Here is a 9,892-nt window from a genome sequence, read left to right as displayed (position 1 = left end):
CAATAGATAGAATGGTACTACCTTGGGCAAAGGTAGTCACAAACAATAGATAGAATGGTACTACCTTGGGTAAAGGTAGTCACAAACAATAGATAGAATGGATCTATTTTGAGTGGGATAGGGTACAAGTGTTGACTTGAATGAGCCTGTTTTGAATGAGTCGGAAAGCAAGTGATGGCTCGAATAGATCAGTATTGGGAGAAATGGAATGCAAGCAATGGCTTGAATTACTCGGTTTTGGGTAGGAATGGACAGCAAATGGCGGCACGATACGATTGAGGATGGCTTTTTATGCTTTTTTAATTGGTGGGACGACAAAAAAGGCGTACTTTTGCGAGGCAACTAAGAAGAGATTATATATCATAAACAATCATACAATGAAACTAAGAATTGTTGTGCTTGCCAAGCAAGTACCCGACACGCGGAATGTGGGTAAGGATGCGATGACCGCCGAAGGAACGGTGAATCGTGCAGCCCTGCCTGCCATCTTCAACCCAGAAGATTTAAATGCGCTCGAACAAGCGTTACGTATTAAAGACCAAAATCCAGGTTCAACAGTGGGCATTCTCACCATGGGACCTCCCCGCGCAGGAGAGATTATTCGTCAAGGACTCTACCGCGGCGCCGACGAGGGGTGGTTGCTCACCGATCGTAAGAGTGCTGGCGCAGACACCTTGGCCACATCCTATTTCCTGGCTAAGGGTATTGAGAAGATTGGTGGTGTCGACTTGGTGATTGGTGGACGCCAGGCCATCGACGGCGATACTGCTCAAGTAGGCCCTCAGGTGGCGCAGAAATTGGGGCTCAACCAAGTGACTTATGCTGAGGAAGTGGTGAAGGTTGAAGCTGGAAAGGCCACGATACGTCGTGCTATTGACGGCGGTGTGGAAACTGTTGAAACACCTCTACCAGTGCTCATCACAGTCAATGGCAGTGCTGCTGCAGCACGCCCATGCAACGCCAAGCGTGTGATGAAATATAAATATGCCACCTGTCCCATGGAGCGCAAGGGCGATGAACCCTGGTCACGGCTCTATGAAGAGCGCCCCTATCTTACGCTCGGCCAATGGAGTATTGCTGATTGTGGAGCCGATGAGGCGCAGTGTGGCTTAGCAGGTTCACCGACGAAGGTGAAAACAGTGCAGAACATTGTGTTCCAGGCTAAGGAAAGCCAGACGCTCACCAGTAGCGATGCTGACGTTGAGGGGTTAGTGAAGGAACTGTTAGAGGAAAAGATTATTGGTTAGACAAAACAACAATGATGAACAACGTATTTGTATATTGCGAGATAGAAGGAACCACCGTGCAGGAGGTTTCGCAAGAATTACTCACTAAAGGACGCAAATTGGCCAACCAATTGGGCGTCGAACTGCATGCTATTGCAGCTGGGTCGGGTATCAAAGGCCACGTAGAAGAGCAGATTCTTCCCTATGGTGTTGACAAATTGTTTGTGTTTGATGGCGTGGGGTTGTTTCCCTACACCTCAGCGCCCCATACCGATATTCTCGTTAATTTATTTAAGGAGGAAAAACCTCAGATTTGCTTGCTCGGTGCAACGGTCATTGGCCGCGATTTAGGTCCTCGTGTTAGCTCGTCACTCACTTCAGGTTTGACAGCTGACTGTACACAGCTCGAGATTGGCGACTATGACGAAAAGAAAACAGGTAAACACTATGCAAACCTGCTCTACCAGATACGCCCGGCCTTTGGTGGCAATATCGTTGCCACGATTGTCAACCCCGACCATCGTCCACAAATGGCAACAGTACGTTCAGGCGTTATGCAAAAGGCTTTATATACAGGCCAGGCTAAGGGTGAGGTGGTTTATCCTGATGTGGCAAACTATGTGCCAGACGAGGATTATGTAGTGAAGGTCATCGAACGCCATGTCGAGGCTGCTAAGCACAACCTCAAAGGTGCACCTATCGTAGTGGCTGGTGGCTACGGCGTTGGCAGCAAGGAGGGCTTTGATTTACTCTTTAAGCTGGCTAAAGAACTACATGGCGAAGTGGGCGCGAGTCGTGCTGCCGTGGATGCGGGATGGATTGACCATGATCGGCAAATAGGTCAGACAGGCGTTACCGTGCATCCGAAAGTCTACATCGCTTGCGGCATCTCGGGGCAAATCCAGCACATCGCTGGTATGCAAGATAGCGGCATCATTATCTCGATTAACAACGACTCCGATGCACCTATCAACAAGATTGCCGACTACGTTATTCATGGTACAGTCGAGGAAGTAGTCCCCAAACTCATTAAATACTATAAACAAAATTCTAAATAGCGCAATTATGGCAAATTATTATACAGATCATCCTGAGATTGAATTTCATCTCAACCATCCGCTTATGGAGCGTATCGTTGAGCTGAAGGAACGCAACTATGCTGATGTGGCAACTTACGACGAAGCACCCATCAACTATGAAGACGCGATAGAAAACTACAAACGTATGCTCGACATTACAGGCGATGTTGCAGCTAATATCATTGCTGCAAACGCCGAAGCTGTTGATTTAGAAGGACCGCATTTGGAGAATGGTCGCATGCTCTATGCCTCAAAGACGCTCGAAAACTTTGAAGCTACGCGACAAGCTGGCTTATGGGGTGTTTCGATGCCGCGTCGTTACAATGGGTTGAATCTGCCCAACACAGTGTTCTCGATGGCATCCGAGATGATTGCTGCTGCCGATGGCGGCTTCCAAAACCTGTGGTCGCTGCAGTCGTGCATTGATACGCTCTATGAGTTTGGTAGCGAAGAACAGCGTAAGAAATATATTCCACGCATTGCTGCTGGAGAAACTATGTCGATGGATTTAACTGAGCCCGATGCAGGATCTGATCTCCAACGCGTGATGCTCAAGGCCACACAGGATACCGATGGTACTTGGCGTCTCAATGGTGTGAAGCGTTTCATAACCAATGGCGACTCTGATTTGCATTTAGTTCTTGCACGTTCTGAAGAGGGAACGGGCGATGGTCGAGGGCTCTCAATGTTTATCTACGATAAGCATGATGGTGGCGTTGACGTGCGCCATATCGAAAACAAGCTCGGCATCCATGGCTCGCCCACCTGTGAGTTGGTATATAAGAATGCTAAATGTGAACTCGTAGGTGATCGTAAATTAGGCCTTATCAAATATGTTATGGCCTTAATGAATGGTGCTCGTTTGGGCATTGCTGCGCAGAGTGTGGGGGTGAGTCAAGAGGCTTACAATGAAGCTTTGTCCTATGCACAGGAGCGTGTACAATTTGGCAAGAAGATTATTACTTTCCCTGCAGTGTACGATATGCTATCGCGCATGAAAGCAAAGCTCGATGCAGGTCGCTCGTTACTCTATATGACAGCACGCTACGTTGATCTCTACAAGGCATTGGATGATATCTCGCGTGATCGTAAACTCACGCCCGAGGAGCGTCAAGAGATGAAAAAATACAATCGTCTGGCCGATGCTTTCACACCAGTGGCGAAGGGCATGAACTCTGAATACGTGAATCAGAATACTTATGACGCTATCTCAGTACATGGGGGGTCAGGCTTTATCATGGAGTACAAGGCACAGCGTCTTTATCGTGATGCGCGTATCTTCTCCATTTACGAAGGTACTACGCAATTGCAAGTTGTGGCTGCTGCCCGCTACATCACCAATGGTACTTATCTTGGTATTATGAAGGAGATGTTAGTCGAGAATGTCAGTGACGATATGAAACCTTTGCAGATGCGCATAGCCCAATTGGTGACACTTTATGAAAAAGCTTTAGAGAAAGTCAATAGTAGCGAATGTCAAGATGAGAAGGATTTCCTTGCTCGTCGTCTCTATGATATGACAGCAGAGATAATCATGTCTTTACTCATCATCAGCGACGCCTCAAAATCGCCAGAATTGTTTAAGACCAGTGCAAACGTGTATGTTCGTATGGCCGAAGAGAATGTTATAGGTAAGGCTGCTTATATCGAAGCATTCAAAGCTGAAGATTTATGCTATTTCGCGAATGAAATGAGCGATAAGGAGTCAGAATAGGAAGCCCACTCTTGGAAAAGGATAACGGCAGTAAGGTAAATTCACCTTGCTGCCGTTTTTATATGCTAATATGCACGCTCAATGCGCATTTTGCCATAGAAAGTATCTAACCACTATGAGGCAGGACATCATAGAAATCGTTTAGGGTAAGGAATTCTCTTTATCTTCCTTTGGCCTAAATATGAGGCGTAAACTTTGTTTATAATTGAGATAGCTCCACATCCAATTCAGTAGCACAATAGTTTTGTTGCGCACTCCTAAGATAGAGCGTAAATGTACAATGAGCCACAATAACCAGGCAAAGAAGCCACCAAATTTTAATTTACCAATTTCTACTACAGCTTTTTTACGGCCAATGGTAGCCATGACACCTACATTATTATAGCTGAAAGGGCGCATCGGTTTATCATTTTGCAAGCGTTCGATGTTGGCAGCAACATTGGCAGCTTGCTGAATAGCTACTTGTGCTAATTGTGGATGTCCATAAGGATAGAGTTCATCACCTTCCACCAAGCATTGATCACCAATGGCATAAACATCTTGCATGCCCTTCACACGATTATAGCGATCCACTAATATACGTGCGCCACGACCTATGCTTGTTGAGGGGATGCCACCAATAGTGTTGGCCTTAATACCGCTCACCCAAATCACTGTTTTAGAAGTAAGGGGAGTATGGTCTTTTAATATAAGTTGGCTATTGGTATAATCCATGGCCATACAATTGTTCATAATCTCTACACCAAGTTCTTTCAGTCCTTTCTCGGCTTTTTCAGAAGAGGCCTTATCCATGGTAGAAAGTAAACGGTCAGCTGCATTCACAAGGTAGATGTGCATTTGTGAAGCATCTAAATCGGCGTAGTCACGTGGTAAAACAGTACGTTTCATTTCGGCTAAGGCTCCAGCAATTTCTACACCTGATGGTCCTCCTCCCACAATGACAATGTTCATGAATGCTTGCCTGTGTTCTGGATTATCTTCTGTTTCCGCCATTTCTAACCGCTCTAAAATGGTGTTGCGCAGGTGAATGGCATCGTCAACAGTTTTCATTGGCAAGGTGTTATGCTCAAAATGTGCATTGCCAAAGAAATTAGTTGTTGCGCCAGCTGCTAAAATGAGCTCATCATAGTGTACAGTTCCAAAAGTTGTTCTAATAGCTTTCTCCTTTTCATCAATAAAAAGAACTTCACCCATCCTGAAAAAGAAGTTTTCACATCCTTGGAAAATACGGCGAAAGGGGAATGATACATTACTGGGCTCAATGCCAGAAGAGGCAATCTGATAGATGAGTGGCGGGAACTGATTATAGTTGTTTTTATCGATTAACACTATTTGATAGCCTTTATTTTTAAGCCCCATTGCAATTCTTAAGCCACCTAATCCACCTCCTACAATCACAATCCTATGGAGGAGATTTCTTCGTATATTTGCTCTCATATCCTTTAATTTAAATCAGTCTTTTATTTTTCTCTTATATCCTAAATACTACAATGCCAGATGGTGATGTCTATATATTATTTTGTTGGAAGATTGAAAAGTTGACACTTCCATATTGTCGGTGCTCCACGAAGCGCGGATGGTGCGAGAAATCATAATCTTTTCCATGCTCGAACACCAATAATCCTTTTGGCTTTAATAGTGTGTTTTCTAAGATAAGATCAGGTAAAAGGGGCAGTTCTTTCAAATTGTAGGGTGGATCGGCAAAGATGAAATCAAATGATTGTCGACATGTTTTCAAAAATTTGAATACATCTCCGCGAATGAGTAACTGATTGGCGACACCCAATTTTGCAAAACATTGTCGAATGAAGGCTGCGTGATCGCGATCAGCTTCTACGCTCACTACCTGTTGACACCCACGACTGACCAATTCTAATGAAATACTCCCTGTGCCAGCAAAGAGATCGAGTGCAGTCAAATCATCGAAATCTATGTAGCCTTGTAGCACATTGAAAATGTTTTCTTTGGCGAAATCTGTTGTTGGACGGGCTTTAAATGTGCGTGGAATGTCAAAATGCCGCCCCTTATAAAGACCTGTTATAATTCTCATTATTTTAGCCCTTTTCTATCGTCCGTTGATGTAGAGCGTCATCAAATCCAAGGGAATTCCTTTGATTTGTGTGATGGGAGCGCGATTAAACTCGGCAGAGGGATTGATAACGAATACATTTTTTACATAGTCTTTGAGTTCTTTTATCAATTGCTCCCGATTATTAAACTCGCCCATGAGGTGCATTTCATCATCATGTATGTTGTATCCCAGCGTTTTCCAAATGTGTAAAAGGAAATAAACTGCATCACTTTCGTTGGAAATTTCGAAGCTATTCGCAAAACGAAATCTATTTTGTGTGAAGCAGAATACATCCATTTGCTTTCCTCTAAAATACGCAAAAAGTTTTTTCCGCATACCGATGAAGCTGCGCTTATACAGGTGGCTCCAAACGGGTTGCATGAGTGGCATGATGCGAAGATCTTGGAAGTGGTCTGTAAGAACCAACTTCAAATCTTTATTGATAGGATAAATGGCCATAGTTTTCTGTGCTGGCAACACGGTATTGAGTAGTTCGTCATTCTCATAACCCAAGAAAGTGTAATGGAAAAGTGGTGCTACGTCTTGCTCATTAAATTCCTCTAATGGCATAAGCAGGACAGGACTATCTAAGAGAAGCTGCGCACGTTGAAAATTTCCTTGCAGTAAGGGACTTTCTAAGAATGCTTCACGAAGATTGGCTGCCATCGACATACTACTTTTTACCACGTAAGGTTCGTAGCTGATACCACCAATGGCTGTTTCATTTTGAGTTGCAAAAGCCATGCTGTTGCGTGCAATGCGCAGTGTGACGGTGGCTATCTTGTGAATGGGTACGTTCTTATCCATGTGTTGAGAGGATTAGGGGTGAATGGAGAGTTGGGTGTCGTTTTGGGCGATGTCACCTAATTTAATGCCAGCATAGACTCCGCTCGCATAGGCCTTCTCGGTGAGGTTTGCCACAGCATTGACATCTAAATCGCTGAGATAGGTGTCATACGTTGCACCACATTCGACTAAAGGAGTCAGTTGTCCACTCTTGCTGGTATGGACAGTGGCAGATAAATCGAATTTCGCACCATTGGCAAAGGGAATGAATTGCAAGCTGTCAGCTAAAAAACCACCCTGAACAAGTTGCTGGAAAGTGCCAGCATACATCTGGTGCACGCGACGATAGGCTAATTCTGCTTGACGAATTTTGAGTAAACGCACACGGATGATTTGCTCACGATGTTGCTGTTCCTGGGCGAAACGCACAGGCGCTTCGAGACTGAGAAAGCAGAGTATCAGCACTGCAAGGGCACAACCAGCCAGGAACAAATTATGGTGGAGTTTGATTTTCATTCCGATAATTCTTTCTACCTTTGCATCAGTTGTTTTATTTGTGGGACGACAGATGCTTACGGGTGCTGCAAAATTACAAAAAACTTTTTACGTTAGCGAATTTGAGCATACAAGAATTTATTGATGCCATTGTGCATGAATTTGGCTTTACACCTACGCGTGATCAGCTCCATGCCTTGGACACCTTTGCCCATTTCTTGGCCGATAGGGCGGACAATTGTGTGATGATTTTGCGAGGATCGGCTGGAACGGGGAAGACATTGTTGGGCAGTGCAATGGTGAAAACCTTTTTGCGTATGGGGCAGAAGTTATTGCTTTTGGCTCCGACGGGGCGTGCAGCCAAGGTGTTTTCTGTGAACAGTGGTCAGCCTGCAGGCACCATCCATCGCAAAATCTACCGCGAGCGGCAATACGTGGGGCTCGAAGGCGAATTTAATTTGGCCGAGAATAAGCATAAAAATACTCTCTTTATAGTGGATGAGGCCTCGATGATAGGTACTCATTCGAATGGTAGTTTTGGCTCGGGCGATTTATTAGCCGACCTCATTGCCTACGTTTACCAAGGCGATAATTGTCATTTGTTGCTGATTGGTGATGGTGCGCAACTTCCGCCTATTGGTGAAAGCGATGCCCCAGCGCTACAGTGCGATGTGCTCGAAGGAAAAGGGCTGAAAGTGTATGAATGCAGCCTGAAAGAGGTGCTGAGGCAGAGCCAGGATAGCGGCATTTTGTACAATGCTACGCAGATTCGGGCACTTATTGCTTCTGATGAAGCCGCCGTGCCCCCCGCCTTAAATATCTTTCCACGCATTCATTTTAAGGGCTTTGCTGACGTGGTTCGCGTTTCGGGGGCCGATTTAATTGAAACATTGTCTGACAGTTATCGTCAAGTTGGCGAGGACGAGACGATGGTTGTCACCCGAAGTAACAAACGTGCCAATCAGTTTAATGAAGGTATTCGTGGGCAAGTGCTTGAGCGCGAAGAAGAACTCAGCTCGGGCGACCTTTTAATGGTGGTGAAAAACAAATATCTAACTACACCAGTAGGCGATAAAGGCGAGTTCTCATTCATAGCCAACGGCGATCGTGCCAAAGTCTTGCGCGTGCGCAACGTGCACGAATGCCATGGGTTTTTGTTTGCCGACGTATGGTTGCAGTTCCCCGATTACAACCAATTAGAACTGCAACAACGCGTAATTTTAGATACGTTGACAGCCGAATCTCCCGCGTTGAGCAGTGAACAGCAAGAACGGCTCTACGAATCGGTGATGGCCGACTATGCTGACATTCCGCGAAAGCGCGACCGCATAGAAAAACTCAAGGGCGATCCTTATTTCAATGCGCTGCAAATAAAATATGCCTATGCGGTGACCTGTCACAAGGCACAGGGTGGGCAATGGGCACATGTTTATATCGACCAGGGCTATGTGACCGAGGATATGCTCACGCCCGACTATATTCATTGGCTCTACACTGCTTTCACACGCGCTACAGAGAAATTGTTTTTGGTGAATTGGCCTAAGCAGCAGATAGCTGACGGAGCGGATGATGACGATTGAGATAAAAACAAAATAACATGATAAAAGAAAGGAAAATAAACATGAAGAAAATGTTGAAAATGGCCGTTTTGATGGCCGCATGCCTATTGGTCATTCCCACTGTGCATGCACAAACCACCGAGCAGGATGCCGATTTGCAGTATGCTACAAACATGTTGAAGCCTGGAACCGTGGCACCCGATTTCACGTGCCCACTTTAGCTGGAAAGAACTTTTCGTTGAGCCAACTGAAAGGAAAAGTAGTAGTGCTTGATTTTTGGGCCAGCTGGTGCCCCGATTGCCGCAGAGATGCGCCCAACGTGGTGCGCTTATATCGCGAATACAAGGATAAAGGCGTAGTGTTTGTGGGTATCTCGTTCGACGTTGATCGCAAGGCTTGGCAGGAGGCTGTGAAGAAATATGGTATGGATTACGTGCAGGTGAGCGAATTGAAGAAGATGCGTGAGGCGCAAATCTCAAAAACCTATGGCGTGAGCTGGATTCCCTCGCTCTATGTCATTGGACGGGATGGGAAGCTGGTGCTGGGCACGGTGCTGTCTGCAAAGGTGGAACAAACCCTGCGACAACTCGTGAAATAGTATCATCTTGCCTCCTTTCTAACGCTTGCATAGCCTATGCAAGCGTTATTTTTTTAGTTTTGGCATTTGCATAAGCTATGCAAGTGTTATTTTTTAAGTTTTGGCGTTTGCATAGGCCATGCAAGTGTTATTTTTTTAGTTTTGGCATTTGCATAAGCTATGCAAGTGTTATTTTTTTAGTTTTAGCATTTGCATAAGCTATGCAAGCATTACTTTTATTTCTGAGGATAGCAACGACTGAACCACAAGGGTATTAGCAGCTTGTGGTTGCCAAATGGGGCTATTGTATAGATAAAAACGAGGGATGCACGGCTTGTACATCCCTCGTTCATCGTTTGATGACGGTTAAACGTCTGTTTGCAGC

At 45.3% G+C, this 9,892-nt stretch carries 10 protein-coding genes; 6 read left to right on the top strand and 4 right to left on the bottom strand.

Features of this window, described 5'->3' with window-relative positions; all coding sequences use genetic code 11:
- The first annotated feature begins 377 nt into the window (after positions 1-377).
- Genes X919_RS0113625 through X919_RS0113615 form a run of 3 tightly spaced genes read left to right on the top strand, consistent with a single transcriptional unit; the run spans position 378 to position 4,019 of the window.
- Complete coding sequence (locus X919_RS0113625; protein ID WP_028900586.1) at positions 378-1,247, top strand: electron transfer flavoprotein subunit beta/FixA family protein; 870 nt, start codon at positions 378-380, stop codon at positions 1,245-1,247.
- Positions 1,248-1,261: 14 nt separating this feature from the next.
- Positions 1,262-2,284 carry an electron transfer flavoprotein subunit alpha/FixB family protein gene (locus tag X919_RS0113620; RefSeq protein ID WP_028900585.1) on the top strand — a complete coding sequence of 341 codons (1,023 nt, stop codon included), beginning with the start codon at positions 1,262-1,264 and terminating at the stop codon, positions 2,282-2,284.
- 7 nt (positions 2,285-2,291) lie between these two features.
- Positions 2,292-4,019, top strand: a complete 1,728-nt coding sequence (locus X919_RS0113615) for an acyl-CoA dehydrogenase family protein (RefSeq protein ID WP_028900584.1) — start codon at positions 2,292-2,294, stop codon at positions 4,017-4,019.
- A gap of 141 nt (positions 4,020-4,160) precedes the next feature.
- Here X919_RS0113615 and X919_RS0113610 read toward each other — a convergent pair whose 3' ends face one another.
- The 4 genes from X919_RS0113610 to X919_RS0113595 all read right to left on the bottom strand — a co-directional run bounded on the left by X919_RS0113610 (position 4,161) and on the right by X919_RS0113595 (position 7,392).
- Positions 4,161-5,456, bottom strand: coding sequence for an NAD(P)/FAD-dependent oxidoreductase (locus X919_RS0113610; RefSeq protein ID WP_028900583.1), 1,296 nt, complete (start codon positions 5,454-5,456; stop codon positions 4,161-4,163).
- Between the two features lie 70 nt (positions 5,457-5,526).
- Positions 5,527-6,069, bottom strand: coding sequence for a 16S rRNA (guanine(966)-N(2))-methyltransferase RsmD (gene rsmD, locus X919_RS0113605; RefSeq protein ID WP_028900582.1), 543 nt, complete (start codon positions 6,067-6,069; stop codon positions 5,527-5,529).
- A gap of 15 nt (positions 6,070-6,084) precedes the next feature.
- The gene (locus tag X919_RS0113600) at positions 6,085-6,897 is read right to left on the bottom strand and encodes a DUF3822 family protein (protein ID WP_028900581.1); all 813 of its coding nucleotides are present in this window, start codon (positions 6,895-6,897) and stop codon (positions 6,085-6,087) included.
- Positions 6,898-6,909: 12 nt separating this feature from the next.
- Positions 6,910-7,392 carry a hypothetical protein gene (locus X919_RS0113595; protein WP_028900580.1) on the bottom strand — a complete coding sequence of 161 codons (483 nt, stop codon included), beginning with the start codon at positions 7,390-7,392 and terminating at the stop codon, positions 6,910-6,912.
- A 101-nt stretch (positions 7,393-7,493) separates the two neighbouring features.
- On the opposite strand from X919_RS0113595, the gene X919_RS0113590 reads away from it, so the two are divergent.
- Genes X919_RS0113590 through X919_RS15525 form a run of 3 tightly spaced genes read left to right on the top strand, consistent with a single transcriptional unit; the run spans position 7,494 to position 9,528 of the window.
- The gene (locus X919_RS0113590) at positions 7,494-8,951 is read left to right on the top strand and encodes an ATP-dependent DNA helicase (protein ID WP_028900579.1); all 1,458 of its coding nucleotides are present in this window, start codon (positions 7,494-7,496) and stop codon (positions 8,949-8,951) included.
- Between the two features lie 41 nt (positions 8,952-8,992).
- A complete protein-coding gene (locus X919_RS17350; RefSeq protein ID WP_253270152.1) occupies positions 8,993-9,151 on the top strand; it encodes a hypothetical protein in 159 nt (52 codons plus the stop codon).
- 17 nt (positions 9,152-9,168) lie between these two features.
- Positions 9,169-9,528 carry a peroxiredoxin family protein gene (locus X919_RS15525; RefSeq protein WP_253270151.1) on the top strand — a complete coding sequence of 120 codons (360 nt, stop codon included), beginning with the start codon at positions 9,169-9,171 and terminating at the stop codon, positions 9,526-9,528.
- The last annotated feature ends 364 nt before the right edge of the window (positions 9,529-9,892 follow it).

Source organism: Prevotella sp. HJM029, from assembly GCF_000599605.1.
Taxonomy (GTDB): Bacteria; Bacteroidota; Bacteroidia; order Bacteroidales; family Bacteroidaceae; genus Prevotella.
The sequence above is the reverse complement of the archived record's forward strand: the minus strand, read 5'-3'. Positions and strand labels throughout refer to the sequence as shown.

Excerpts from the sequence above, each read along its gene's own strand:
- X919_RS0113625 (WP_028900586.1), top strand. The coding sequence starts at position 378 with ATGAAACTAAGAATTGTTGTGCTTGCCAAGCAAGTACCCGACACGCGG.
- X919_RS0113620 (WP_028900585.1), top strand. The coding sequence starts at position 1,262 with ATGAACAACGTATTTGTATATTGCGAGATAGAAGGAACCACCGTGCAG.
- X919_RS0113615 (WP_028900584.1), top strand. The coding sequence starts at position 2,292 with ATGGCAAATTATTATACAGATCATCCTGAGATTGAATTTCATCTCAAC.
- X919_RS0113610 (WP_028900583.1), bottom strand. The coding sequence starts at position 5,456 with ATGAGAGCAAATATACGAAGAAATCTCCTCCATAGGATTGTGATTGTA.
- rsmD (WP_028900582.1), bottom strand. The coding sequence starts at position 6,069 with ATGAGAATTATAACAGGTCTTTATAAGGGGCGGCATTTTGACATTCCA.
- X919_RS0113600 (WP_028900581.1), bottom strand. The coding sequence starts at position 6,897 with ATGGATAAGAACGTACCCATTCACAAGATAGCCACCGTCACACTGCGC.
- X919_RS0113595 (WP_028900580.1), bottom strand. The coding sequence starts at position 7,392 with ATGAAAATCAAACTCCACCATAATTTGTTCCTGGCTGGTTGTGCCCTT.
- X919_RS17350 (WP_253270152.1), top strand. The coding sequence starts at position 8,993 with ATGAAGAAAATGTTGAAAATGGCCGTTTTGATGGCCGCATGCCTATTG.